General features: G+C 42.9%; 24 protein-coding genes, 2 tRNA genes and 2 pseudogenes. 14 read left to right on the top strand and 14 right to left on the bottom strand.

Annotated elements, in window-relative coordinates:
- Positions 1-181: 181 nt before the first annotated feature.
- Genes AAIR98_RS05945 through AAIR98_RS05935 form a run of 3 tightly spaced genes read right to left on the bottom strand, consistent with a single transcriptional unit; the run spans position 182 to position 1,708 of the window.
- Positions 182-826: an OmpA family protein gene (locus AAIR98_RS05945; RefSeq protein WP_423971279.1), complete on the bottom strand. Its 645-nt coding sequence runs from the start codon at positions 824-826 to the stop codon at positions 182-184.
- A 35-nt stretch (positions 827-861) separates the two neighbouring features.
- A complete protein-coding gene (folK, locus tag AAIR98_RS05940; RefSeq protein ID WP_423971278.1) occupies positions 862-1,353 on the bottom strand; it encodes a 2-amino-4-hydroxy-6-hydroxymethyldihydropteridine diphosphokinase in 492 nt (163 codons plus the stop codon).
- Positions 1,346-1,708: a 6-carboxytetrahydropterin synthase gene (locus AAIR98_RS05935; RefSeq protein WP_423971277.1), complete on the bottom strand. Its 363-nt coding sequence runs from the start codon at positions 1,706-1,708 to the stop codon at positions 1,346-1,348. The genes folK and AAIR98_RS05935 overlap by 8 nt, the downstream gene beginning before the upstream one ends.
- A 157-nt stretch (positions 1,709-1,865) precedes the next feature.
- On the opposite strand from AAIR98_RS05935, the gene AAIR98_RS05930 reads away from it, so the two are divergent.
- The 13 genes and pseudogenes from AAIR98_RS05930 to rplS form a co-directional block, all read left to right on the top strand.
- A tRNA-Ser gene (locus AAIR98_RS05930) sits at positions 1,866-1,950 on the top strand.
- 169 nt (positions 1,951-2,119) lie between these two features.
- Positions 2,120-2,371: a GIY-YIG nuclease family protein gene (locus AAIR98_RS05925; protein WP_423972038.1), complete on the top strand. Its 252-nt coding sequence runs from the start codon at positions 2,120-2,122 to the stop codon at positions 2,369-2,371.
- Positions 2,372-2,611: 240 nt separating this feature from the next.
- Positions 2,612-3,817, top strand: coding sequence for a pyridoxal phosphate-dependent aminotransferase (locus AAIR98_RS05920; RefSeq protein WP_423971276.1), 1,206 nt, complete (start codon positions 2,612-2,614; stop codon positions 3,815-3,817).
- 4 nt (positions 3,818-3,821) lie between these two features.
- On the top strand, positions 3,822-5,426 hold the full coding sequence (locus AAIR98_RS05915; RefSeq protein WP_423971275.1) for a phosphoenolpyruvate carboxykinase: 1,605 nt from the start codon (positions 3,822-3,824) through the stop codon (positions 5,424-5,426).
- A gap of 106 nt (positions 5,427-5,532) precedes the next feature.
- On the top strand, positions 5,533-5,790 hold the full coding sequence (locus AAIR98_RS05910; protein ID WP_423971274.1) for an SWIB/MDM2 domain-containing protein: 258 nt from the start codon (positions 5,533-5,535) through the stop codon (positions 5,788-5,790).
- A gap of 142 nt (positions 5,791-5,932) precedes the next feature.
- On the top strand, positions 5,933-11,608 hold the full coding sequence (locus AAIR98_RS05905; protein WP_423971273.1) for a hypothetical protein: 5,676 nt from the start codon (positions 5,933-5,935) through the stop codon (positions 11,606-11,608).
- A 38-nt stretch (positions 11,609-11,646) separates the two neighbouring features.
- Positions 11,647-12,657 (top strand): methionyl-tRNA formyltransferase, encoded by a 1,011-nt coding sequence (locus AAIR98_RS05900; protein WP_423971272.1) that lies wholly within the window; start codon positions 11,647-11,649, stop codon positions 12,655-12,657.
- A 20-nt stretch (positions 12,658-12,677) separates the two neighbouring features.
- Complete coding sequence (locus AAIR98_RS05895) at positions 12,678-13,685, top strand: PASTA domain-containing protein (RefSeq protein ID WP_423971271.1); 1,008 nt, start codon at positions 12,678-12,680, stop codon at positions 13,683-13,685.
- Positions 13,685-14,362, top strand: coding sequence for a ribulose-phosphate 3-epimerase (rpe, locus tag AAIR98_RS05890; protein WP_423971270.1), 678 nt, complete (start codon positions 13,685-13,687; stop codon positions 14,360-14,362). The genes AAIR98_RS05895 and rpe overlap by 1 nt, the downstream gene beginning before the upstream one ends.
- Before the next feature lie 80 nt (positions 14,363-14,442).
- Positions 14,443-14,691 (top strand): 30S ribosomal protein S16, encoded by a 249-nt coding sequence (gene rpsP / locus AAIR98_RS05885; RefSeq protein WP_423971269.1) that lies wholly within the window; start codon positions 14,443-14,445, stop codon positions 14,689-14,691.
- Positions 14,692-14,705: 14 nt separating this feature from the next.
- Positions 14,706-14,936, top strand: a complete 231-nt coding sequence (locus tag AAIR98_RS05880) for a KH domain-containing protein (protein WP_423971268.1) — start codon at positions 14,706-14,708, stop codon at positions 14,934-14,936.
- Entirely contained in the window at positions 14,936-15,625 is a 690-nt protein-coding gene (gene trmD, locus AAIR98_RS05875) for a tRNA (guanosine(37)-N1)-methyltransferase TrmD (protein WP_423971267.1), read from the top strand. Before AAIR98_RS05880 ends, trmD begins: the two co-directional genes overlap by 1 nt.
- Positions 15,626-15,649: 24 nt before the next feature.
- A pseudogene (gene rplS, locus AAIR98_RS05870) lies at positions 15,650-15,979 on the top strand (50S ribosomal protein L19); the annotation flags it as partial.
- A 364-nt stretch (positions 15,980-16,343) separates the two neighbouring features.
- Here the strand turns inward: rplS and AAIR98_RS05865 are convergent.
- From AAIR98_RS05865 to AAIR98_RS05850, 4 genes and pseudogenes are all read right to left on the bottom strand, one after another.
- Complete coding sequence (locus AAIR98_RS05865) at positions 16,344-16,844, bottom strand: hypothetical protein (RefSeq protein ID WP_423971266.1); 501 nt, start codon at positions 16,842-16,844, stop codon at positions 16,344-16,346.
- Positions 16,845-16,986: 142 nt separating this feature from the next.
- Positions 16,987-17,505 carry a type IV pilin protein gene (locus tag AAIR98_RS05860; RefSeq protein WP_423971265.1) on the bottom strand — a complete coding sequence of 173 codons (519 nt, stop codon included), beginning with the start codon at positions 17,503-17,505 and terminating at the stop codon, positions 16,987-16,989.
- Positions 17,506-17,584: 79 nt separating this feature from the next.
- Positions 17,585-19,152: pseudogene (gene hcp / locus AAIR98_RS05855) on the bottom strand (hydroxylamine reductase).
- A gap of 11 nt (positions 19,153-19,163) precedes the next feature.
- Complete coding sequence (locus AAIR98_RS05850; RefSeq protein ID WP_423971264.1) at positions 19,164-19,862, bottom strand: ATP-binding protein; 699 nt, start codon at positions 19,860-19,862, stop codon at positions 19,164-19,166.
- An 80-nt stretch (positions 19,863-19,942) separates the two neighbouring features.
- On the opposite strand from AAIR98_RS05850, the gene AAIR98_RS05845 reads away from it, so the two are divergent.
- Positions 19,943-20,611, top strand: a complete 669-nt coding sequence (locus tag AAIR98_RS05845) for a Crp/Fnr family transcriptional regulator (RefSeq protein ID WP_423971263.1) — start codon at positions 19,943-19,945, stop codon at positions 20,609-20,611.
- Positions 20,612-20,789: 178 nt separating this feature from the next.
- On the opposite strand, the gene AAIR98_RS05840 is transcribed toward AAIR98_RS05845, so the two are convergent.
- The 7 genes from AAIR98_RS05840 to AAIR98_RS05810 all read right to left on the bottom strand — a co-directional run bounded on the left by AAIR98_RS05840 (position 20,790) and on the right by AAIR98_RS05810 (position 24,678).
- Positions 20,790-20,873: transfer RNA gene (locus tag AAIR98_RS05840), tRNA-Leu, on the bottom strand.
- 38 nt (positions 20,874-20,911) lie between these two features.
- Entirely contained in the window at positions 20,912-21,631 is a 720-nt protein-coding gene (locus AAIR98_RS05835) for a hypothetical protein (protein ID WP_423971262.1), read from the bottom strand.
- Between the two features lie 3 nt (positions 21,632-21,634).
- Positions 21,635-22,324 (bottom strand): hypothetical protein, encoded by a 690-nt coding sequence (locus tag AAIR98_RS05830; RefSeq protein WP_423971261.1) that lies wholly within the window; start codon positions 22,322-22,324, stop codon positions 21,635-21,637.
- Entirely contained in the window at positions 22,311-23,039 is a 729-nt protein-coding gene (locus AAIR98_RS05825) for a hypothetical protein (protein WP_423971260.1), read from the bottom strand. Before AAIR98_RS05825 ends, AAIR98_RS05830 begins: the two co-directional genes overlap by 14 nt.
- Positions 23,040-23,041: 2 nt before the next feature.
- Complete coding sequence (locus tag AAIR98_RS05820) at positions 23,042-23,776, bottom strand: hypothetical protein (RefSeq protein WP_423971259.1); 735 nt, start codon at positions 23,774-23,776, stop codon at positions 23,042-23,044.
- A gap of 82 nt (positions 23,777-23,858) precedes the next feature.
- Entirely contained in the window at positions 23,859-24,197 is a 339-nt protein-coding gene (locus AAIR98_RS05815; RefSeq protein WP_423971258.1) for a DUF192 domain-containing protein, read from the bottom strand.
- The gene (locus AAIR98_RS05810) at positions 24,175-24,678 is read right to left on the bottom strand and encodes a hypothetical protein (protein ID WP_423971257.1); all 504 of its coding nucleotides are present in this window, start codon (positions 24,676-24,678) and stop codon (positions 24,175-24,177) included. The genes AAIR98_RS05815 and AAIR98_RS05810 overlap by 23 nt, the downstream gene beginning before the upstream one ends.
- Between the last annotated feature and the right edge of the window lies 1 nt (position 24,679).

Raw genomic sequence — 24,679 nt, 5'->3', positions numbered from 1 at the left:
TAATAGATTTACTTCGGGATATACACCAGGGTCTTAAGGCCTACTAAGACGTAGGTCTTTTGGGTACATTTTCTCTAATATAAATTTGCTAATAACTTCTTATGTTCTGGCTGGCGGCTGTTTTCAACGGCATACAAAAACCCCCGCCCAAATGAGCGGGGGTTTTAAATAAGAAGAACTATTATTTGTTTACGATATCAAGTTCAACTCTGCGGTTTTTAGCGCGGCCTTCTTTGGTTTTGTTGTCCGCGATGGGGTTGGCGGCGCCGTAACCTTTAGCAGAAAGGTTAGCTTCGCTAACGCCTTCAGACTGAAGCTTAGCAACTACGGCTTTGGCTCTTCTTTCTGAAAGGTCAACGTTGTAGGCGGGATCGCCGATAGAATCTGTATAACCTTCAACCGTTGTGTGGGCGTTAGGATATTTCTTAAGAACGCCGGCAAGCTTTTTGATAGGTTCGTTGGATTCCGCTTTTAACTTGTCGCTGTTTGTTTCGAACAAGATAGGTGTGTTGAACACGATTCTCTGTGTGGCGGCGCCTGTTGATCTGACTGAGGCTACTGTACCGAGGTCTTCAGACGCAATCTGTCTGGGAGCCTGTCTTACAGGAGCGGGAGGAACAGGTCTGGCGACCGGTTTTACCACTTTGCGTTCACAGGGAACGTTTTTGAACGGATGACATTTAGGTTTGCAATCCTGGCCTTTTTTTACGTCGCATTTGGCGGATTTGCAAGGTTTTTTGTCACAGGCTTTCTTTGTGCTGACAGCCGCTGTAGAGCAGGCAGCCAAGAAAACTACTACTGATAAAAGAACTAATGTTTTCTTCATTATGATTCTCCTTATTTGTTTTTTAATACGATACTTTATATTAACAATTTTTTACAAAATTTAGCAACTGTATTTTTCTTTAGATTCTCTTTAAGTTTAGAAGCGCGTGTGCCTGAATTGGGAAATATTACCCCCCCGTCCAGCTCGCAAAGCGGTTCTAACACAAACAATCTTTCCTGCGCGCGCGGGTGCGGCACGGTAAGATTTTCACTCTCTAAAACAATATCATCAAATAAAATTATGTCTAAATCTATCTCTCTGGGGCCGTTGCGAAATGTGGGTGTGCGGCCCAGGCGGGTTTCTATTTCTTTTAGCCGCGCCAAAAGCTGTAGCGGCGTAAGAGAAGTTTGCAGTATTAACACAGCGTTTAAAAAGTCCGGTTGTTCCGCATACCCCTCCGGTTTAGTAGTGTAAACTGAAGAAACCGCTTCTACAACGCCAAGTGTTTTAACCTCGCGCACGGCTGCCTGCAGGCGGGTAAAAGCGTCGTCTTTATTACCGCCAAGCGCTATAAAAGCTTTACTCATCTTCCCCTTCATATATTACGCAGTTGTCAGGTGTTTCGTACACTGCAACAGAATGCAGCTTATCAAGAAAAATAACCTTTAATTTATTGTAAATTAACGCGGCCAGATTTTCTGTAGTAGGTTCTTCTTGCATTACGGAATTGAGCGATTTGTAGTTAAAATTTTTATTAATTAAATCATTTAAAGCTTTTTCAACATCTCTAAAATCAACTAAAAACCCCTCGTTATTAGTAACGCCCTTAAGTTTGACTTCATAACGGAACTCATGCGTGTGTTCCACTTCGTCAAGCATACCTTTGTGGTGGTGCGATGCCATAAAAAAGCTTTTTTTGATAATGTAGACTTTATGCGCCATATAAAAACCCTCTAAATATAAATATGTTCTATTTAAGCAAATTTAGAGGGTAATATAAATGGCGCTTAAAAAGCCGCGTTTATACCAATGGTAAAAGGCTGCCGGTTGTATTGTAAAAATTTTAATATTATTATTAACTTGCTATAATTATAGTAATGGAGAGGTGCGTGAGTGGTTGAAACGACAGGTCTCGAAAACCTGCATACCGCAAGGTATCGAGGGTTCAAATCCCTCCCTCTCCGTGTTTTCTTCGGTATTTGGCGGCTTTTTTATCTTTAACTCCGTTCGGATATTCGCCCCACTCCGGGGGCTCTCGATATACCTCACTCCATTAAAAATAAAAAAGCCACTCAAATCCCTGTGAAAACTATTTTTAAAAGTATTAATCTCAAAAGCAAGACCAACCCATCAATGCACTATACCTACATCCTAAAATGTGCCGACGGTACCTTATATACCGGGTGGACAAATAACCTTGACAAACGCCTGGCCGCGCATAACAGCGGCAAAGGCGGCAAATACACCCGCGCACGCTGCCCCGTTGAGCTTGTTTACAATGAAACCTTTTCAACCAAACAAGACGCCCAACGCCGCGAATACGCCATAAAAAGAATGACAAGGCAAGACAAGCTGGCTTTAATTAATAAAGCAAAGTCACTCTAAGCGCGTTTCATACCAGCAAAGGCAAGCCGAGGATCTGAATTATAAACCCTGTAGGGGTGGATCTTGTATCCGCCCGTTGTTCACACCTTCGGGCATGATTGATTTTCTTAAAGCGCTATATCCCCCCTACCAAAAAAACAACCCGCAACAAATTCATACAAAATTTGTAGAATAGTATCATGTGAAGTTTGGGCGCTACCCGTTAGCCTTCGCACAAATATCAAATCTTGGAGAACTGAAATGGAACTTAGCAAACTTGCCGCAGTTGTCGGAGATTCACCTACGTTAAAAATTAACGCCCGCGCAAACGCGCTTAAAAAACAAGGGCTTCCTATAGTGCACTTAGGCGGCGGAGAACCGGAGTTCCCGGCCCCGCAGTCAGCTGTGGACGCTATTATTGCTAAGGCCAACAGCCGCAAAATCAAATATTCCCCCACAACCGGCACCGTGGACCTTAAAAACGCGGTTATCAAATACACCAAAGACCATTACGGCAAAACTTTTGAACAAAGTAACATTATTATAAGCAGCGGCGCAAAACAAGCTATATACAACTTTTTACTCTGCGTGGTTAACTCCGGTGATGAAGTCGTTTTCCCCGCGCCCTATTGGGTCAGCTATCCTGAAATGGTAACCATGGCCGGCGGCATACCAGTGGCGGTAAAGCCGGAACACGGTTTGCAAATAACCCTGCCTGAATTTGAAGAGGCTATTACGGATAAAACCAAGGCCGTAATGCTCAACTCACCAAACAACCCCTCCGGTCTCATATTCGGCACGGAATTTGTAAAAGGCGTGGTAGAAATATGTGAGAAAAAGGGTATTTACCTTTTAATGGACGATATTTACCACCAATTAGTTTTTGACGGCAAAACAACCCCTAACGCCTTAGAATACTCTAAAGACGGCCGCAATTTGGTAATAATTAACGGCGTAAGCAAGCTTTACGGGCTTACGGGTATAAGAATAGGCTGGGCGGTAAGTGAAAATAAAGAACTTATAGCCGCCATGGGCCGTATGCAGGCGCAAACAACGTCTTGCAACTCAGATTTGTCGGAAGCCGCCGCCGCGGCAGCCCTTAACGGCGACCAGAGCGGTGTTAAAGAAATGACAATGCAGCTGGAGGAAAACAGAAACGCCCTCATAGCTGAGCTTAAAAATATTAAAGGCGTAAATGTAACCGTATCAAACGGCACATTTTACACTTTAGCGGATTTCAGTTCCTATAATATGACGTCAATGGAACTGGCGGAGTTTTTGTTGGACAAGGCGCTGGTAGCAGTGGTGCCGGGCGATGCGTTTGGCATGGAAGGTTACGCCCGTATCAGCTTTTGCAGTGCGCGTGAAAACGTGATTGAAGGGGCCAGGCGCATACGCTGGGCACTGGATAAAACCTCACCTGCTGAAATAATGATAGGTGATAATTTAGTAAAAAGGACATGGTAATAATATGAGAAAACCTGACGCATTCAAACCGTCTTTCGGCCTGGACTACCTTGGTTTAAAGACAAACAAGACTGTTTTTTGGAACTTATCAACACCGGCTCTTTACGAAGAAGCTATTTGGAGAAAAGAGGGTAATATCGTTGCCGGCGGCCCCTTATGTGTTGCCACGGGTAAACATACAGGCAGATCTCCTGAAGACAGATTTTTTGTGGAAACAGAAGATGTTAAAGAAACCATTTGGTGGAGCAAAGGTAATAAAGGCATAAGCGAAGCCAGCTTTGACAGCCTTTTTGCCAAAGCGCAAAAATATGTTGAAGACAAAGATATTTTTGTAAGAGACGCTTACGTGGGCGCTAACAAAGAATCCAGAATGAAAGTCCGCTTAATCAGCACAATGGCGTGGCAGAACCTGTTTACCAAAAACATGTTTATTGAACCCGCTTTAGAAGAGCTTGCCTCTTTTACACCGGAATTTACGGTTTTCTGCGTTCCTTTAATGAAGGCGGACCCCGCTACCGATGGCACCCGCTCAGAAACAGCCGTTTTAGTTAACTTTAAAAAGAAAATTGTTCTTATAGCCGGCACAGAATACGGCGGCGAAAACAAAAAATGCGTTTTCACGGCTATGAACTACTTCTTACCGCTTAAAGGCATTTTAACAATGCATTGCAGCGCTAACGTAGGTAAAGACGGCGATTCCGCCCTTTTCTTCGGTCTTTCCGGCACGGGTAAAACCACCCTTTCAGCCGATATCACACGCGGCCTTATCGGCGACGATGAACACGGCTGGGACGATAAAGGTATTTTTAACTTTGAAGGCGGCTGCTACGCTAAAGTTATTAAACTTTCACAGGAAGCTGAACCGCAGATTTTCTCTACAACAGAACGCTTTGGCACAGTGCTTGAAAACGTTGTTTTTGACGCTGAAACAGGCAAACTTGACCTCGATTCAGACGCTCTTACAGAAAACACCCGCGCCTGCTACCCGCTTAACTTTATTGACAACGCGGTAGAAACCAAAAGCGGCCCGCACCCAAAGAATATTATCTTCTTAACGGCAGACGCTTTCGGCGTTATGCCCCCCATCTCCAAGCTTACCCCTGAGCAAGCGGTTTACCACTTTATCTCAGGCTATACAGCCAGAGTAGCGGGCACGGAAAAAGGCGTAAAAGAACCGCAGAGCACATTCTCAACCTGCTTTGGCGGCCCGTTCATGCCTTTACACCCGTCTAAATACGCTGATCTTTTAAGAGAAAAAATTAAAAAGCATAACGTGGACTGCTGGCTGGTTAACACCGGCTGGACAGGCGGCCCTTACGGCGTAGGTTCACGCATCAGCATCAAATATACCCGCGCACTGCTTAACTCTGCTTTAGAAGGTAAGCTTGCTAAGGTTAAATTTAACAAAGACGAAGTTTTTGGTTTTGAGGTTCCTACTGAGTGCGACGGTGTACCCGCGGAAATCCTTACCCCCAGAAACCTTTGGGCAGATAAAGAAGCTTACGACAAGTCTTACAGCGCTTTAGCGGCCTCTTTTGTAGAGAACTTTAAGAAATACGAAAGCGGCGTAGACGCGGAAATACTTGCGGCGGCCCCCAAAGTTAAATAGAATATATATAAGGTTAAAGTGCAGCGGTTTAGTTGCCCCGCTGCACTTAACTTTTAAAGAGTAAAATAAACAAATTTAAAAAGATAAAATAAGGAGACTTACAAATATGGCAAAAGCAAATGATAAATTTATGGCACCTTTAAAACCCAGCGCTGACTTAGCTGCGGTAGTAGGTTCAAACCCCCTTCCCAGAACGGAAGTTGTTAAAAAAATGTGGGATTATATCAAAAAGCACAACCTGCAGGACGCTAAAAACAAACGCATGATCAACGCCGACGACAAACTTAAAGTTATTTTTGGCGGCAAAACACAAATCAGCATGTTTGAAATGAGCAAATACATCAGCAACCATCTTTCAAAATAAGATCATAAAACAAATTACCCCCGGATTGCCGGGGGTTTTTATTTGTAATCTATACTCCCTATTCCCCCCACCCAAAGGACCTATACTCTGCCTAGGTCTTTAGACCCTGGTATACGGCATACATACTTCTTAAAATATATATATGCGCAATATATATACTAAGGGTTTAACTATTTTAATGTGTGTCTCGCTGTTAAGCGGGGCCGTTCCCACATCTATCTTTGCGCAGGATCTTAAAAAGTATACCCTTACTCCCTCTAAAAACCAATATGACGTAAGTTTAGTATCCGAGACGACGCGTCATGTGCCATCTGAGCGTGCGCTAGCCATAAAGAACCTGGAGTTCAAAGACGCAGTTACGCGCATGTCCAATTTAAAAAATATCAATGTGACACCGGGCAAACTTGAGGCGTCCGAAACATCCGAAGCTTACCGTTACTTTACTTCCGTCGGCAAATCTAAGCGAAGCAGCTCTGCCGCGCACGGTAAAATCATCAGCGAATATTACCACATATTACGCGATTACGAGTATTTGAAGGCGGACGCGACGGGCCGTGAAGTATGGACGGCGCCGGGGCGCGGGCACAAAGACATGTACATTACGGTAAAAAACGCCGACGGCAGTGTAAAAATGGCGGTAACATTTAACGCGTTGAACAAAGGTTTTTTAAAAGCTTTCGCGAAGTCATTTGAGAAGGTAACGGACCGCGAGACAGCCTTGCATTACAGTGAGCAGGTTTACAAAATAATGTTAAAGACGGACGGTGTGGACTATGACACGAACCACGTTTTAGCCGCGTATTTTAAAAAAGGTTTAGAGTTAAAATGGGTGTGCGATGAAATAAGCGGTATGGAGATCCGCGAAGATTGGGCGATAGCGCGCAACAAAAAAGACCGTCTGTGTCCTAACGCCGTGACAAGCATGTTGGCGTTGGGATATTTGGGCCAGGGCGAACAAAACGTATACGAATTTTTAAACCACAATTACATGGGGCGTAACGCGCACGCGGTGTTAAAAGGCGGGGCGAACGCGCTGATGTTAATGGACAGCGAGGCGTCGTACGAAGCGCTAAAAAAAGTAATAAAAAACAGCGTAAAAAAAGCGACCCCCACCAACGTTTTTAAGATAGCGTTAAACGCGTTTTTCGATTTAATCTGGGTGACTAGTTATGTAGAAAGAGGTTACAAATATTTTAAAGGAGTATACAATAACGAGGTCACAATACGCTTTGAATACCCTGACGTAAAACACATAAAAAAGTTTGGTCTTCCAAGCACGGCAGGCAAGTGTACGCCGTTCTCAAGCACGCGTGATTGTGTGATGATGCCGACGAGGAACGTATGGGAGGACATAGGTTCAGAGTTAATATTATTTGGCGGAGCGAGGGGTAAAAAGTTAGTAAGTGAGTTGGTATCGGAAGAACCCAATTTACACAAACCGTTCACTATCGGCGCTGCTATTTATTCGGACTACAATCAAAAACTGTATTACGCGTACAAAGCCGGCAGCGCGTACGCAGACATGCCTGAAGGCACCAGACGCAGAATAGAACTTGAATTAGGCAGAGGCAGCGCAATCAATGAGAACCACATAGGCATGGTAACAGAGTACCGCAAAGCGATGTCCGGAGCGAGAGGATTTGACCAAATAATGGGCGGGGTATATATGGTAGCCTTGGTGGTGAGTTTACCTAGTTTTATGGAGTTCGTGGCAAGCATCCCGCAGTGGGCCAGAGGCTCAAGATTAGGCAAATATTTTAAAAAACCAACAGCTGTTACCCATACCGACCCCGGCCTGCACGGAATAGGCGGCAACTTTAGCGCCAATGTAAATAAACATATAGGGCGCAATTTAATAAAAGACGCCAACGCGCAATACACGCACACAACACCAAATAAAATGTCCGGCAATAACACGCCGATATTAAATAACGGCAACAACAAGTTAATACCTCAAACACCTAAAACCACCCCCATATCAAACAGCGCCAGGCCGCAGGTAGGCGCAGCGGGCGAGGTAGAAGTCTTAACACAAAGCAAACCTAAAACGCAACCAAAACCGACAGAAGCGCAAGTTCAGGCCAACGCGAACTTATTCGAAAGTCTTATGCAAGGCTATACTAAAACCGAGGAATTATTACAAGTTGCTAACAAGGGTAAAGGGTCAAGCATAATAGGTAATTTAACGGGTACAGGCAGCACAGCTATTCCGACGCAATTACCTGCCCAAACGCCAAACCTGACAAAAGGTTTTGCTTATGTAACAACCTTAGCCGGTACAATATTTAACAATAAACAAGAACGCTACCAAGACGATTACGCCAGGCTTGAAATAGAGCTTAATAACGCCCGTAACGGTCTTGTAAGTGAATTTCTGCTTGCCAATTTCTACAGGTTAAGCCAAGAACAGCAAAAAGAGCTTAATAAAATATTAGACGAGGTTTCCAAACGCCCTTCACTTTCTGAGTCTATACAAGAAGGTCCCGCGTCGCTTAACGATTTATATAAGAATGCTATTAAAGACTTTAAGTTAAAAATCGAACAGGCAAACAATCTTACAGACACTACTGTCAGAGCTGATATATATGAAGAAATATTAGCTGAGTTCATGCAATTTAGAGCGCTGGTACAAAATGAAGACTACGCGAACGTAGCCGAGCTTACAAGCATACTTTTTGACATATTCTCCAAGAGACAGGAAACTTCTGCGATTATTGAGGAAGAGAACGCTGAAATTGTTTTAACGTCTGCCCCACAGGTTAAAGCGCAGCCTGCCGCGGCCCCGGCACTAACGCCCGCAGGCCCTGCCTCAGGCCATCCAAGCGACGCATACGTTGAAGAAATAAACCAATTAAACAACCAGCTTTTAAAACTGGAAAACATGTCAGATACGCCTGAAAAACTGGGCATATACAACACGCTTTACAGAAAAATGTTAGCCTTGGACAACCGCGCGACATTCGGCCCGCACGCTAACCAAATAGGCACAACTTTCACCAGCAGAATAACCTTGTTTAGAACATGGCTGCATAACAGACAGCAAAGGCTGCAACTGGCGTTAAGCGGTAACTTAACCGAAGATTTTGAACTGGCGCAGATAAGGGAATTCAGCCCCATTCATACCCCTTCTACCGCGCAGTCGCAAACCGCCGCCTCTAACACGCAAACAATTTTAACCCCCGGTGAAAGACCGCAACGCCCCGCTTTCAGCGCGGAAGCGTTAGACAAAAAATATAGAGCCGCCAATAACCGTATTGAACAGGTGGAAAAATACCTTGATGAAAACGGCAAATGGCCTTTTTGGAAAGAAGCATTATATATAGGTGTAAATAAGGTACTAAATGGAAATGTTATAAGCCACCCGGAACATATAGCATGGTTAAACACACTTAAAAATTATTATGACACAAAACAACTGCAATCTGTTTTAGCTGAATATACTCAAAGAGTAGACCAGTATGAAGCCTATGCACGTGAAAACGGGGTATTAGCCGATAGTAGAAGTGAAATTTCTCAAAGTATTCTAACTGTTAAAAAAAGCCCCTTTGTAACACCTGAAATGCTGGGAAGAATAGCTGATATTGAAGAAGAGTTTAACGTAAAATACAAACCCGCCGCGCTTACTGTAAAAGAAGTAGAGCAGCATATAGGGCAGCATGGCGCATGGATGCCTAAAGAGAATCCTCTTTACCAGCGCGCTGCCAAAATTTTAAGAGGTGAAAATATTTCCTCTAAAACGCAACTGGAAAGACTTAAATATCTTAAAGAAACATATCCTTCTCTTATAGAAACTACAGAGGGGTTAATAGCAAGAAAGACGCCGGCGCAGGCCTTATCTGAAATTGAGGCTTATGCCGCGCAAAATTATGACGCGCTTCCCCCGTTTGACAGCTATTTATACAGACAATATTCAAACATGTTATTTGGCGATAAAAAAACAACTCCGCAAGAATTTGCGCGTCTTAAGAATATTCAGGAAAACGCCAAATATGCGCCGTCCTCTAAAAGCATCGCGGAAATTACCGAATATATAAAAGTAAACCGCATGAGGCCGCAAGCGGGCTCGCCAATTTACCAGATTGCGATGAGAATTTTAAATGAAAAAATGTATGTAAAGCCGGAACTGCTGACGGATTTTAGACAACTGTGGGCCAGCACGCCCAACTATAGAAAAGCAGTAGCGGGTACTAATACCGACGCCGCGGCTGAGCATATTAAAAAATTAATTGAATTTGAAGCGCTTAATAAGGATATTCCATCTATTTATATTGAAGCGCAGCGCACGCTTTATTATGGCATGCATAATATATTAACGGATGTAATTAACTCAACCCCGGAGCAAAAAAATATAGTTAAAACGCTTAGGGAAAAATATGGTTTAAAAAACCGCAGAGAAGATATTAAAGACGCGGACAAATTAAGCACATACCAAAGCATTTATGAAAACGCTTTAAAAAGTGAAAGTAAAACAAAAATTCTTAATTCGCTTTTGGAAGACGTGTCGGTATTTATTGAGGAAAACGGCACCGTCGTTACCACTAAAGAACTAAACCGCGCCAAAACCTTGCTTAAGAATATAATATCAGAGCTTAACGGCGGCGCAAAACCCGTAAAATACAGCAGCCAGCCATTATTAAGAAAAGACGCCGGCAGCGATGTTATCAGTATAAGGCTGGACGATTTTAATAAAGTAAAAGAAACCGTTACAAGTAAAATTAAAAACATGCTTGGCATTAAAACAAACGGCAGCGCAAATGGTGCAGCGCAGGCATCAAACGCCGCGCCTAAAGCCGCTCCAACTTCTATACTTAAAGAAGAAAAAACTTTCGCGCCTTTAAACACAACCGTACCCCAAGAAGCGCAGCCCGCTTCCAAAAAGTTATCAAAGCTTGAGGCGGAAGAAAAAAATTCTGTTTATTATCCGCTCTACCAAAAAGCGCTTGAAAACAAAACTTTTACCCCATGGTGGGGCGCGCTGGACACCCCTGTTTTTAGAGAATATTTAGTGGAAACGCTTGATTTGGAAGAAGGTTTTCACTCTTTTATGAGTTTTGGCCGTTACGCTAAAAACGTAATGATGAGAAGGTTAGAGGCAGGCTACCTGGACGGCTTTAATAAAGCTATAAAAGATTTAAAAACACAAAAAGTACAATTGTTACGCCCTGTGGACGGCTCTTTTGAAAACAATTCTATAAACAAACTTAAACAGCAACAGCTTAAACATGTGGAAAAAGTAGACGCTAAAATGTTTTTTATAGAGAAGCCTAACGTAAAATTTGTATTTGCCCCCAGAGTTACCAGTTATGACGCGCTGCCCGGCAGAAAAAATGATTGGGTGCCTACGCTTACTTATAAAGTAGACCAAGGTAATATGAGTTTTAAACGTTTTAATATTTTCGCGGGCAGTTATTTGAGATCGTACCTTCACAAACCAAACGCTAAAGTTATTTATATTGAAACGGAAAATGAACTCGCCGTGGAATATGCTGAAAACAACGAAATACGCCGCGTATCGTTCCTTATGGGCAAGCATGAGCTGGAAAGTAAAAACCTGCATTTTCATATGATTGAGCGCGTATACAACCGTAACGCCAGGTCCGCCATAGCGGGTGATTTTAAATACAACTTAGCTAACAATAAAAACCCCGGCGAGCCCTTCTATATCACAGTGGGCGAAGAGAAAATATTTTACTACGAAATGGACCAGACGGCGGCGGAAAGAATACTTGAAGAAATGTACAGAGATTTACAATACCATTTAAAACAAAAACAAGCCCCCAAAAAAGCTATTAAAAAAAATAACGCCTCCGGTAAGTAACGGAGGCGTTATTTTTAATTAATTGCTAGAATATAACAATGAAGACAATTTTTTTAGGCACGCCTGAAGTGGCGGTCCCCTTTTTAGAAACTTTACATAAATATACAGAAGTCGCCCTTGTTATAACCCAGCCCGACAGGCCAAGAGGCCGCGGCATGGTTATAACGCCTTGCCCAGTAAAACTAAAAGCGCAGGAGCTGGGCCTTAAAGTACTCTCCCCTGAAAAAATTACAGAAATAGAAGCAGAAATTAAAGCCGCCAACGCCGATTACGGCATAGCGGTAGCCTACGGCCAAATTTTAAAACAGCATATTATAGATATCCCCCGCCTGGGCATAATCAACCTGCATTTCTCCATACTGCCCAATTTTAGAGGCGCGGCGCCTGTGCAGCACAGCCTTTTCGCGGGTGTTGAAGAAACAGGAGTAACAGCCTTTTGGATAGACCAAGGCATGGACACAGGCCCCATATTTTTAAACAAAACACTAGAAGTCAGCAAAGATGACAACTGCAAAACGCTTTTTGCCAAGCTTATACCTTTAGGTGATTTAATTTTGCGTGACGTAATAGAAAACATACGTATGGATAACATCATAAAACGCGCGCAAACCTATAAAACACCTGTTAAACCGGCACCCGGCGCCATTACAATCGCTGAACCTGAAATGGAAGAACTGCCAATACCATCTTACGCCCCAATGATTAAAAAAGAAGACACAATACTTGACTTTAACAATATGGCGGCAGAAGTGCTTCACAACCGTGTCCGCGGCCTGGCTTGCGGGCCCAACGCTAAGGCGCTTATAACGGTGGGCGGCGTTAAAGATGTTGTACAAATTTTAGAAACCCTGCTTTCCCCCCTGCCGGACGAGGCCACAACCGCGCCCGGCACGGTTGTTTCTATTGAAAGCGACGGTAAAATATTGGTAAAATGTTATCAAGGTTTTGTATATATAAAAACACTGCGTCCCGCAGGTAAAAAAGATATGCCGGCCGCGGCTTTTGCCAACGGCCACAAAATTAAAGCCGGGGATGTAATTTTTTATTAAATTAAAAGTAAAGAGAGCGTATGTCAAACGAATTTTTTGAAGATGAAAATAGTAAAAGTTCTAAAAAATCTAAAACTAAAAGACCTAACAAAACAGTAGCCTTTGTCCTAGTGACAATAGCTTTATTTGCGGGTCTTATTTATTTTTCTATAGACTGGGCGCTGGACGCGCTTATCCACACCAGGCAAGAAGTGCCTACGCCGGATTTACACTTTAAAACCACCTCAGAAGCGCTTGACATACTTGCCTTAAGCAATTTAGCTATGAAAAAGGCCGGGGAAGAGCATGTTGAAAACGCCCCCGCGGGCGCCGTTACCCGTCAATTACCCGCCGCCGGCACCATTGTGCGCGAAGGCCGCGTTATAAGAGTATGGGTTAGCAAGAGCGAGGACGAAATTTCCACCCCCAACATGGTAGGCATGACACTGCGAAACGCGCAGCTTTTAGTACGCCAAAGCGGCCTTATGACAGGCACTGTAGAAAACGCTTTTTCTAATGATTATGAAAAAGGCGCGGTAATGGAACAAAAACCTAAAGCGGAGGAACCTATTTTCAAAGGCTCCGTGGTATCTTTAGTAGTATCCAACGGCCCGCCGCCCGTTGACGTTATTTTAATGCCTGAATTCAGATTAAAAAGACTTACAGACCTTAGCCGCTGGGCCAGCGCTAACGATATTGAAGTTGAAACAACTGAAGACGTTAACTCTGACTACCCTAACGGTACTATTACAGAACAAAAACCCGCCGCCAACGCTGAGGTTAAAAAGGGCAGCTTTGTTGAAGTAACCGTCAGCCGCCGTAAGGTGGAAGGTGATGAAAAAATATATCACCTGCACTATGAAATGGCACAGGGTAAAAACAGCAGCCGTGTAAGAGTAACATTAATAGATGATAACGGCGAAAAAGACGTTCTTAACGAAACCAAAGCCCCCGGCTCAAAAATAGATTTAGAAATACCTTATGGCGGCGAGGGTAAGATAAGAATTTACATTAATGGTATTTTAGTGCGTGAAAGAGAGGTAAAATAATGTCCAAAATGCCTAAACCTAACGGTAATGTGGCTATAGCCCCCTCACTGCTCTCCACAGACCAGTGGAACATAGGGCACGACGTAGAACTTGCCCAAAAAGGCGGCGCGGACTGGCTGCATTTAGACATTATGGACGGGCACTTTGTGCCTAACTTAAGCTTTGGCCCCGCGACATGCAAAGCGTTAAGTAAAAAAACATCTCTTCCCTTGGACGTCCATTTAATGGTACAATATCCAGGTATGTTTATAGCGCCGTTTCATAAAGCGGGCGCTGATAATATTACTGTGCATATTGAAAGTAAAGAAGACACCTCGGCCTTACTGCGTGAGATTAAAGCGTTAGGCATTAGCGCGGGTATTTCCATTAAGCCGGATACCGACGCCGAGGAAATAAAACCTTACTTAGATTTGATAGATTTAATTTTAGTTATGACGGTGCGCCCCGGCTTTGGCGGACAAAGCTATATGGACGAGGGCGAGCGTAATATAACAAAAGTGCGTGAGATTATAGGCGGCAGACCTATATGGGTAGAAGTAGACGGCGGTATAAATATGGAAACCGCTTCACGCGCGGTTAAAGCAGGGGCAGACGCCCTTGTGGCGGGCAACGCGGTATTTTGCGCCCCGGATATTGCCCAAGCTGTGCGTGATATACGCGCGGCGGCAACAAAATAAATTTAAGCTGTGTTAACACGGCAAAATATATAAATAAACAAAGCTTGCTCCTCTCAGCAAGTGAACTTAGGAGAAATCAAATGGCAGTAGTTCTTAGATTACAAAGAGTTGGTAAAAAACAGCAGCCCCAGTACAGAATCGTCGCTATCGAAAGAAAAAGCGCAGTAGGTTCAGAGGCTAAAGAAGTAGTAGGCACCTATAACCCCTGCAACGCAAAAGAAACCGAACAAGTTAGACTTAACCAGGAAAGGTACGACTATTGGGTAAAAGTAGGCGCAAAACCCTCACCCACTGTTTCCGCTCTTGCAAAAAAAGCTTCCGCTAAATAAACCGGGAGGTTTTTATGAAGGAAATGGCAAAATTTCTGCTTACTTCTCTGGCCCAATCACCGGCTGACATAAATATAGAAGAAAGAGAAGAACAGGAAAAAATTTACTTAAGCACAAAAATTGATCCTGCCGACAAAGGCAAGATTATTGGCAAAGACGGTTGTATTATCAGAGCGGTACGCACTGTACTAAGCGCGGCGGCTTCTAAGCAAAATAAAAAAGTTTTTTTGAAAATTGAGGACTAATGCAAGTTGACGTTATAACAGCATTTGAACAAATGGTGGACGGCCCGCTGAGTCACAGCATAGTAGGCCGCGCCAGAACAAACAAAATACTTAAACTGGGGTTTTGTAACCCCCGTGATTTTGCTACTGATAAACACAAATCTATTGACGACAGGCCTTACGGCGGCGGGGCAGGCATGATAATGCAGGCCGAACCTATTTACCAAGCTGTTAAAAAGCTGAAGAAAAGAGGAAGCTGTGTAATATACACAAGTCCGCGCGGTAAAGTTTTTAATCAAGACTTAGCTAAAAAACTTGCTAAAAAGAAGCACTTAATTTTTGTATGCGGTCATTATGAGGGTGTAGACGCAAGGGTTTACCCTGAATTTGACTTAGAAATTTCTTTAGGGGACTTTATCTTAACAGGCGGCGAGTCTGCCGCGGTAGTTATGATAGACGCCATAACAAGGCTGCTGCCCGGGGTTTTTAAAAAAACGGGAGTAACCGAGAACGAGAGCTTTGAGAATAATCTTCTTGAAGCACCTCAATACACCAGGCCTGAGGTCTGGCGTAAAAAAAGCGTTCCGGCGGTACTTTTAAGCGGCAACCATAAAGAAATAGAAATTTGGAAAAAAGAACAAGCTGTAAAAATAACTAAAAAATTTAGACCTGATTTGCACACCTCTCTTAAGGCAAAAAAGGCAAAGTAAAGTTTCTTGGAGGAAACAAGCTGTATGAACATAAATGATATTAAGCACAACCTTAAAACAAACATTCCGCAGTTTAAAGCTGGGGACACCGTTAAAGTAATGGTAAAAGTTGTTGAAGGCGATAATGAAAGACTGCAGGCTTTTGACGGCGTAGTAATAGCCAGAAAAGGCAGCGGCATTGGCGAAACTTTTACAGTACGCAAAATTTCTTTTGGCGTAGGCGTGGAAAGAATTTTCCCCTTACATTCCCCCAGAGTAGAACGCATTGAAGTAAGCAAAGTGGGCAAAGTAAGAAGAGCTAAACTTAACTTCCTTAAAAATCTTTCCGGTAAAGCCGCAAGACTTAAAGAAGTTACAGTTACCAAATCAACAGCGGCTACAGATAAAGCCGGCGCACAGGCCCAGGCCGCAGCAGCCCCCGCAGCCGTTGAAGAAACAGCTGAAGCTAAATAAGTATTATTACAATATAAAATCCCCGCTCAATACGAGCGGGGATTTTTTTATCTAATTAATACGGCTGTCCAGTTGGGCAGCCTTTTTCCCGCTCAATACGAGCGAGGATTTTTTATCTAATTAATACGGCTGTCCAGTTTGGCAGCCTTTTTCCCGCTCAATACGAGCGAGGATTTTTTATCTAATTAATACGGCTGTCCAGTTTGGCAGCCTTTTTCCCGCTCAATACGAGCGAGGATTTTTTTATCTAATTTTGGTTTTATATTTAATCCTCGTTAGAGAAACCGCGTGTTTTTCTGGGTGTGGCGCCAATAACATCATCCATATTTCTAGGTTTAATTTCTTTAATAGCGCCAGCTTCCACAAGTTCTTTGGTAGATACTGTAAAAGTTTTATTATACCTTGTTGTTATAAGAAATTTAACATTCCCGTCATCTTCATAGGTATATTTAAACTCAAGAACATCTTTGGCAATATACGCCACTTCTATTCCATTAACCGTCATTTTTATTTTGGAAGAATATACATTAGCGCCCTTAAGGTTTTGGGATACATCTTTATCCTCTTCCTTTGCGTCTCTTTCAAAGTGAAATGTAGCAAAGTTAAGTGTAATAAGCTTGTTATCATCATCGTCTAAAAATGCCACGCCGCTAAAAACCTTTGCTGTTTTTATAATATCGCCTTGCCCTATTTCTTTATACTCCTGCGCCGCAGCAAATGAGGCCGCCAACAAAACCGGCACCAGCATTAAAAATATTTTTTTCATATACACTCCTGTTGGGATTGCTTATGATTTAATATTAGTATAACAGTACTACTTTGCCAAGGGCCCAAAGACCTATTTTGATATAGGTCCATAAAAAAGTCCCCACCGTAAGGCAAGGGACTTTTATTTTTAAATTGTTATCTTACCTTGTATAGCACTTAGTCGCACCTTCAATGCTTATACTGCCAACACATTTACTGGCGGAAGTTGATTCCTCTTTATTAAACCCCGCGCCTTTACAATATCCTATTTGTGTAGTATTGCCAACTGTAACCGGGAAACAATATGGCCCGTCGGTAGCTAAAGTATTGGCATTAATATCGGAAGCTATACAATAGCCTTTAGTGTCATGACAACACGCGCCAAAGTGTACAGTCGTTGCCCCCTCTATAGCTTCAGCAAACCAACAAGTATAGTATTTTGAAGAGGGAAGTGTAATATCCAACTCGTCCTCATCAGGCACATGGTCCGCGTCTTCCCCTGCACCGGGGCCCATTCTCCACAAATTATATGCATTGGTGTAACTTCTAACCCATGTAATGGCCTCGGCAGCACGGGATTTTTCTACCGCTTTTGTGTATTGTGGCAGCGCTATAGCCGCCAAAATGCCTATTATTAAAACTACTACTAAAAGTTCTATCAGTGTAAAACCTCTTTTCATGAGTTCTCCTTTGAAATTATATTTACATAATTATAGCAAAAAAGCCCCGTCGAAAACGGGGCTTTTAAATACAGTTGTCTTACTTTTTAAGTATGGCCTTAAGGTCCTCTTCCGGTGTGGTGATAAGTTTTATATTAAACTTTTCTACCAACACGCCCAGTACCGTTGGCGACAAGAACGCCGGCAGTGTGGGGCCTAAGTGTATGTTTTTTATACCCAATGAAAGTAATGTAAGCAGTATGCAGACGGCCTTTTGCTCGTACCAGGACAAAACTAATGTTAAAGGCAGCTCGTTGACACCCACATTGAATGCCTTGGATAACGCTACGGCAACCTCAATTGCGCTGTAAGCGTCGTTACACTGGCCCATGTCCATAATACGGGGTAACGGGCCTATAGAACCAAGGTCCAGGTCATTAAAGCGGTATTTGCCGCAGGCAAGCGTAAGCACGGCGGTGTCTTTAGGCGTATTTTTTACAAACTCCGTATAATAATTTCTACCCGGTTTTGCGCCGTCACATCCCCCACCAGGAAAATATGTTTTAAGGCGCCTGTTTTTACGGCGTCAATTACTTTATCCGCCACGCTCATTACCGTGCCGTGGCCAAAGCCTACCGTCAGCACGTCGCCGCCGTTAATGCCTGTCATTTTGCGCAGTTCTTTATAGCCGCCAAGTTCCAGCGCTTTGTTTATAAGCGGCGTAAAGTCTTTACTGCCGTCTGCTTTAGCCTCAATATGTATCATTTTAGGAAACTGCACTACAGCTGTGGTAAAAATCCTGTCGGCGTAATTATCGCGTACCAGCATTATGCAGTTGGTTGTAAAAAGCACCGGGGCGGGAAGATCAATAAATTCCTTCTGCTGGTTTTGCCAGGCTGTACCAAAATTTCCTTTTAAATGTTTATACGCTTTAAGTTTTGGGTAGGCATGCGCGGGCAGCATTTCGCCGTGGGTATAAATATTAATGCCTTTACCTTCGGTTTGTTTAAGCAGCATTTCAAGGTCATGCAGGTCATGGCCTGTTACTACTATAAAAGGCCCGGCCTCAATATTTGTGCTTACTTTAGTAGGCGCCGGGGTGCCATAGGCGGAGGTATTAGCCTCGTCAAGTAACGCCATACATTTAAGGTTAATTTGGCCAAATTCCATAATTAAGCCAAGCCATTCTTCTACGCTGTGTTCCTTGCTTAAAGCGGAAAGACCTTTATAAAACCACGCCGTAACTTCCGGGTTATTTTTACCTAGAATACGCGCGTGATGGGCGTAAGCGGCCATACCTCTCATGCCAAAGAGCAGCGTTGAACGCAGTGAGCGCATGTCTTCATTACCATGAAACAGCATTTCGCCTTTATAATCTTCTTTCCCGCCCATAGCGGCGTTAAGCGTTTTAGCTTTTTTGGTTAACGCTTCTACCGTAACAGGGTCAAAATTAACGTTGGTTACGGTGGTAAAAAGGCTGTCTACTACCAGCTCATCCGTTTCTTTTGTGGCGCTCTTGGCTAACACTGTATTAGACAAGTTTATTATCGCCGCAGTCAGGTCATCCTGCGCTATTGCCGTAACCTCATTTTTACCGCAAACACCCTGTATTGTACAACCTTTGCCCTGTGCGGTTTGTTCGCACTGAAAACAAAACATTCCCATAATATACTCCTCCTCTATATACTCTTACCGTCTATACCGATGGTAATTATATTTAATCTTATATCTTTACCGCAGTCTTGTAACGCCTTTTGTACCGCGTATGTAAGCCCCCCGCAACAAGGAACTTCCATTCTTATAACAGTAACGCTTTTAATATCGTTACCTTTTAAAATCTCCGTCAGTTTTTCACTATACTCGCCCTCATCCAGTTTGGGGCAGCCTATAAGCGTAACTTTATTTTGTGTAAGCTTATGTATATTACCGCAGGCAAACGCCGTACAGTCTGCCGCTATCACCAAATCCGCCCCGTCAAAAAAACTCGCGTTTATGGGCGCCAGCTTTATTTGCAAAGGCCAGTTGATAAGCGAAAAATCATTGTAACTATTTTCAATTATACTTTCTTTTTTGGCAAAATGTTTACTTTGCATACCGGGGCAGCCGCAAGGCACGTTTTGCCCGCTTGGGCTTTCCTGTTTGGCCGCTTGCGCCGCCTTTACAGCTGCCTCGTCAAAAGCAGGAGCGTCCTTTTCTATAAAAGTTATCGCGCCTGTGGGACATACAGGCAGGCAATCACCTAAACCGTCGCAGTAATCCTCTCTCATAAGTTTAGCTTTACCGTCCACCATGCCTATGGCCCCCTCGTGGCACGCGCTTACGCACAGGCCGCAGCCGTTGCATTTATCTTGGGCGATATTTATAATTTTGCGTTTCATAAATCCTCCGTTCTTTACTCTTAAAGTTTAGTAGAATTTAGCGTATAGATATGTTGCATTTGCAACCAAATTGAGGAATTATGAAAGACTATATTAATGTTTTGTTGGAAAACCCTTTATTTAAAGGTTTGTCCGCCGCAGAGTGCGAATACCTGCTTATGGAGTTAAAGGCCCGCAAAAAGCGTTTTAAGGCTAGAGAGACAGTGTTTTTAGCGGGTGAGCCCGCGCGGGAAATAGGAATAGTGCTTATGGGCGGCGTTACCATAAGCCGCGGGGACGCTTTTGGCAAAAAGAACATAATCGCCATAGTACAGCGCGGCAGTTTATTTGCCGAGGCCTTTGCCTGCGCCGGTGTTAAAGAACTGCCGGTAACCGTAGAGGCGGCCGAAAACAGTATCATACTTCTGCTAAATTTCCGCGAACTGCTGGAAGATTTAAAGGTAAAAGAAAATATACGCCAACGTGTAATTGCCAATATGCTGCGTATAATATCCCGCAAAAACATTGTGCTTAATAATAAACTTGATTTGCTTGCGCGCGGCAGCACACGCGCCAAAATATGGGCGTATCTTACAACGCAAATGCAAGAGAGTAAAAGCAGAAAATTTAATATTAATATGGACAGAAATGATTTGGCGGACTACCTATTGGTTAACCGCAGCGCGCTATCACGAGAGTTAAGCAAAATGCAGACGGAAGGCCTAATAAAATATCATAAAAACACTTTCGAAATTTTAAAAGAAGTTTAACATGCACATATCAGGGGCCCCGAAGATTTGAGATTAGTTTTGATTTTTACCTTAGTGGCATACTGTGTACGAGCGAGCAAAGCGAGTGAGTGTATGTCACTAAGGTAAAAATCAAAAATAACTCAAAGATTTGGGGAATTTAAAAAGCATGTGCGCTATGCACATGCTTTTTAAATTATGGGCGGAAAGGGACTTGAACCCTTAAGACCGTTAGGTCATACGCTTCTGAGACGTACGCGTCTGCCAGTTCCGCCACCCGCCCGTGTAAAATTTGCAGAACTAATTTGTTTATTACAATATCTATTTTACCATATTACGAGTTAAAAATTTTTTAATTTCATTGTCTTTATCTTTCAAAAGAGTTTGGTAAGTTTCCCATGGCGCAAGTTTATCCATAGGCGGCAGGTTAACTTCGTGCTGCCTGTCCAGGTAGTTTCTTACAATTTCTAACATAGCGCCCGAAACTAAAAATAAAGATGTTATAACTTCTTTCAGCCTTTCTCTGTTGGCGGGGTCTTTAACTTCTTCTAAAGAGTCGCCTATTTCTATGGCGTGCTCACGCAAGGTTTTTATATATAAATCTGACGCTATTTTAGATACCAGCAGGTGGTTATCCTGCCCTTCACGCCTTAAAATAGAGTCAAGCTTTAACAGCGCCTCGGTATCATACTCTTTTAAATTTCTTATTTCATACATATGCGGCAACTTTACAAGCTCAACCTCAGATGTGTCGTGCGTTATTAAAGAGTACATATAAACAAAAATTTCAAACGCTGTGGCGTACTGCTTTTGCAAAGAATCTAAAAATCTTTCTTTTTCCTCGGCAAGTCTGCGCCATAAACTTAAACTCCACACCAAAAACGCCGGTATACCCGCGCCAATAAATGTGGACATACCAAACAAAATAAAGTCATTTCTAAGCGCGGGACGCACAAAATCCCAGTGCCCGATAAGCACGCCCAAAAAGAAAATTACCAAAATAAAAATTACTTTATACGCTACACTTATAAAGTTAGCCATAAACTAGTCCTTGTTGGTAAAGGCCAGCCCGTAAAAGCCCGCGATACTTTTTAAAAATGTAGCAAGTATTTGAATAAATATTGAATATGAGAATACAATAAAACTGCGGCCGTCCATAACCACTTGTCTCATAAAATCTTTAGCGGCAACATTAATCAGGCCAATAATAAGAGACGCTATCATAAAGAAAATTAAAAACATTACCACAGCCATTTTGTCGCCGCGCACAGCATGCGCCGCGGCTTCTTTATATGAAACATCCTTTTTAGCGGACACCAAAAATACGGCGATAGCCAGACATTCAACAAACGTAAGTAAAATAGTAACACCATTAAGTAAAGAACCCGGAATAAAAAACAAAACCGCCGCCAGCACCATAACAACCGCTAAAACACCAAGAAAAACTAAATGTTTTTTAAACGCGGCGCGGAAGTCAGCAAAATTATATTTCCCCTCATACACATTTACCACTAAAAGCCAAAAACAATAGGAAAACAAAATCCTCCAAAAGGTATTTACAATAGTTAAAAGCGTGTTCATAACCGCTAAATTTTCTATTTTAATAAGCAGTACATTTGGCGAATGCGCCAGCATAGCCAGCAGCACATAAATTATAGACACCGCAAAAAGCGCGCCAAAGCGCAGCTTAAAATTTTTGCCAAAATCAGTAAAACCTTTTTTAATTAATTCCATTTTCCCCTCCGTTTTTAATAAAAGCCAGTACAAAAATGTATAGTAACGTTGTTAAGAATATTACCACAAATGACATTACATGCATAGCCGCAATATAATAGTTAATAAACTGGTGTATAGGCACGCCGGAATAGCCCAAATACGTCGGCACCAGCCCCATAACCACGCCCGGCAAAGCAAGCGCCGCCGATAAAATAAAAAACGCTATAAACAAAATAATATTATAGCTGTTAACTTTAAGGCTGTTATTTTTATAAAAAAGAAAGAATATAAAAGTTACTAAAGTTTTTAAAATAAACCCAAGCCCCGCGGAAACAGCCATAGCAAAAAAAACAGCAGGCAAGTAAGAGTCCCCTTTCACATATTGCAATATTAAGCGGACACCCACATCAACTATATAAACCAAAACGAATAGCCCCAGCACCCAAATATATTTGAGCGCCCCTTCTTTAAAGTGAACTAATTTACCGTCGTAAACTAATGTAACCGCCATTAAAAACAAATAGCCTAAAATAACCCCGTTAATAAGTTTAGGCAAAGCGGTTGCCCATACTGAGGCATGCAACGCGATATTAAAGCTATTAAACGCGTAAATAATGCCTGTGCTTATAAAAAATGAAAGCAAATATAACGCCACTGAAATACACAGCAGCATTAATATATTATCTTTGACGGAATTTTTAAATACTTGAAATGGTGTAATATTTGAGGTCATTGTTAGAACCTTAAGGTAAAGCTGGCCTCGGCCCCGGGGCCGTAATAAGCCCAGTTACCGGCCAAGCTGAGGTCCAGGTAAAAAGGCAGTTTGAAGTTAAGCCCGGCGGTATAACGCGGTGTTGTAACACGCTCGTTAGTGCCGTTTAGGTCAGCGGGCAAGGTAGAATCCTGTATTTTAACGTTGGTATGGTCAACACCGGCGGAAATATACGGGGTAAAATGTTTCATAGTCATAGAAAGCACCAAGCTGGCGTGATAGTGCGACATAGAAAAAGAGTCCGCCACGCCCGCGTCCGCGCCCAGCACAATCATGGTTTGGAAGGACCATTCATTTTGCACAGGCCTAAATATCCCCCACCTAAAACCGCCGCCCGCCACAGTAAGGCCGTCGTAGCTGGAAGCTCTTATAAAACCGTCTATGCGCCACGGAAAACCAATGTCCGCCTGTATCCACGGCATAACTTTAACGCCAACATCCTCAGGGTCGCCAAGCGCTGTATTTTTTTCGTTGGGCTCAAACCAGGCGCTGGCCCTTGGCCCTACCTGGAATCCGCCCCAGCCAAGCACACGGCCCGTGGTAAACGTATTAGCGCCCATAAGACCGCCCATATCCTTAGCAAAATGCTTAAGATTGTCTTTGGTTACGTAGTCTGAAAAATCCTTATAACTGCCTTTAGCGGCAAATGCCGCTGAGGATAAACAAACTAAAGTTAAAATTAATAAAATTCTCTTCATACTTCTTTTTTGGCTCCCGTGCTCTTGTTTACCTTACGCTTTGAAGTAAACTTTGTGCGGCACTATTTTTAAATTATATAAATTAGTTGAACAAAATTACATCCCCGTTTTTAACATTATGTTTAACGGTGCCCGCGGGCAGTTCCAGCACATTTTTTGCGCCCCAGTACATTTTGCTTACACGCCAGGGCTTAAAATCACGCAGTATTGCCAGTACTTTACCCTCATAGTCCAAAAACACGGCGTCTATGGCAAAACGCATAAAAAACATATGTATGCCATTGCAATTAGTAATAAGCATGCCGTACCCCTCGGGCAGATTTGCGCGGCCAAGCAGGCCTTTCATTCTGCTCCAAAATGTTTTGGCCGTTTCAACGTGCGCGGCAAGCACAAAATCATTAGCTTGGTTTATTGCTTTCATACTCTTTTACTTTTGCCCTTACGGCGTTTTTAAGTTTTGTTTCAAAATCTTTGTCTTTAAATATAAAGTCAGACGGACGGCGCACGATTATATTGCCCTTATAATTTTTGCTTACTATAAAAGTTACCGCCAACTCTCCGTCAAAAGCCGCCGTAGCTAAATATATTTTGCCTACCGGAGCTACTTCCATAACGTTAAACTTAATATTTTTATTGCTGTTCTTTTTTAAAGAGCAGGAATCAAAACACTCGGTTAATTTATCCGCTAAACTTCTTGTTAAAACTGTTATATTTTTATAATCATCCCGCTCCAGCGGCATTAACAGGCGGCCGTCTTCATATTCAACATTTGTTATCTCAAAGGCGCCAAAGTTAAAACGCAAAGTTCCGTCTTCAGGCGTAATACTTTCAACTGTTAAAGCGTGCAACGCGGAAGTTACCGTTACCAGCACAACCCACGCCGCACGCTTTAGGCAAAACATT

Source organism: Elusimicrobium simillimum (genome assembly GCF_049639735.1).
GTDB classification, from domain to species: Bacteria; Elusimicrobiota; Elusimicrobia; order Elusimicrobiales; family Elusimicrobiaceae; genus Elusimicrobium; species Elusimicrobium simillimum.
This window is presented reverse-complemented; position numbering and strand designations above follow the sequence as displayed.

Excerpts from the sequence above, each read along its gene's own strand:
- AAIR98_RS05945 (WP_423971279.1), bottom strand. The coding sequence starts at position 826 with ATGAAGAAAACATTAGTTCTTTTATCAGTAGTAGTTTTCTTGGCTGCC.
- folK (WP_423971278.1), bottom strand. The coding sequence starts at position 1,353 with ATGAGTAAAGCTTTTATAGCGCTTGGCGGTAATAAAGACGACGCTTTT.
- AAIR98_RS05935 (WP_423971277.1), bottom strand. The coding sequence starts at position 1,708 with ATGGCGCATAAAGTCTACATTATCAAAAAAAGCTTTTTTATGGCATCG.
- AAIR98_RS05925 (WP_423972038.1), top strand. The coding sequence starts at position 2,120 with ATGCACTATACCTACATCCTAAAATGTGCCGACGGTACCTTATATACC.
- AAIR98_RS05920 (WP_423971276.1), top strand. The coding sequence starts at position 2,612 with ATGGAACTTAGCAAACTTGCCGCAGTTGTCGGAGATTCACCTACGTTA.
- AAIR98_RS05915 (WP_423971275.1), top strand. The coding sequence starts at position 3,822 with ATGAGAAAACCTGACGCATTCAAACCGTCTTTCGGCCTGGACTACCTT.
- AAIR98_RS05910 (WP_423971274.1), top strand. The coding sequence starts at position 5,533 with ATGGCAAAAGCAAATGATAAATTTATGGCACCTTTAAAACCCAGCGCT.
- AAIR98_RS05905 (WP_423971273.1), top strand. The coding sequence starts at position 5,933 with ATGCGCAATATATATACTAAGGGTTTAACTATTTTAATGTGTGTCTCG.
- AAIR98_RS05900 (WP_423971272.1), top strand. The coding sequence starts at position 11,647 with ATGAAGACAATTTTTTTAGGCACGCCTGAAGTGGCGGTCCCCTTTTTA.
- AAIR98_RS05895 (WP_423971271.1), top strand. The coding sequence starts at position 12,678 with ATGTCAAACGAATTTTTTGAAGATGAAAATAGTAAAAGTTCTAAAAAA.
- rpe (WP_423971270.1), top strand. The coding sequence starts at position 13,685 with ATGTCCAAAATGCCTAAACCTAACGGTAATGTGGCTATAGCCCCCTCA.
- rpsP (WP_423971269.1), top strand. The coding sequence starts at position 14,443 with ATGGCAGTAGTTCTTAGATTACAAAGAGTTGGTAAAAAACAGCAGCCC.
- AAIR98_RS05880 (WP_423971268.1), top strand. The coding sequence starts at position 14,706 with ATGAAGGAAATGGCAAAATTTCTGCTTACTTCTCTGGCCCAATCACCG.
- trmD (WP_423971267.1), top strand. The coding sequence starts at position 14,936 with ATGCAAGTTGACGTTATAACAGCATTTGAACAAATGGTGGACGGCCCG.
- AAIR98_RS05865 (WP_423971266.1), bottom strand. The coding sequence starts at position 16,844 with ATGAAAAAAATATTTTTAATGCTGGTGCCGGTTTTGTTGGCGGCCTCA.
- AAIR98_RS05860 (WP_423971265.1), bottom strand. The coding sequence starts at position 17,505 with ATGAAAAGAGGTTTTACACTGATAGAACTTTTAGTAGTAGTTTTAATA.
- AAIR98_RS05850 (WP_423971264.1), bottom strand. The coding sequence starts at position 19,862 with ATGAAACGCAAAATTATAAATATCGCCCAAGATAAATGCAACGGCTGC.
- AAIR98_RS05845 (WP_423971263.1), top strand. The coding sequence starts at position 19,943 with ATGAAAGACTATATTAATGTTTTGTTGGAAAACCCTTTATTTAAAGGT.
- AAIR98_RS05835 (WP_423971262.1), bottom strand. The coding sequence starts at position 21,631 with ATGGCTAACTTTATAAGTGTAGCGTATAAAGTAATTTTTATTTTGGTA.
- AAIR98_RS05830 (WP_423971261.1), bottom strand. The coding sequence starts at position 22,324 with ATGGAATTAATTAAAAAAGGTTTTACTGATTTTGGCAAAAATTTTAAG.
- AAIR98_RS05825 (WP_423971260.1), bottom strand. The coding sequence starts at position 23,039 with ATGACCTCAAATATTACACCATTTCAAGTATTTAAAAATTCCGTCAAA.
- AAIR98_RS05820 (WP_423971259.1), bottom strand. The coding sequence starts at position 23,776 with ATGAAGAGAATTTTATTAATTTTAACTTTAGTTTGTTTATCCTCAGCG.
- AAIR98_RS05815 (WP_423971258.1), bottom strand. The coding sequence starts at position 24,197 with ATGAAAGCAATAAACCAAGCTAATGATTTTGTGCTTGCCGCGCACGTT.
- AAIR98_RS05810 (WP_423971257.1), bottom strand. The coding sequence starts at position 24,678 with ATGTTTTGCCTAAAGCGTGCGGCGTGGGTTGTGCTGGTAACGGTAACT.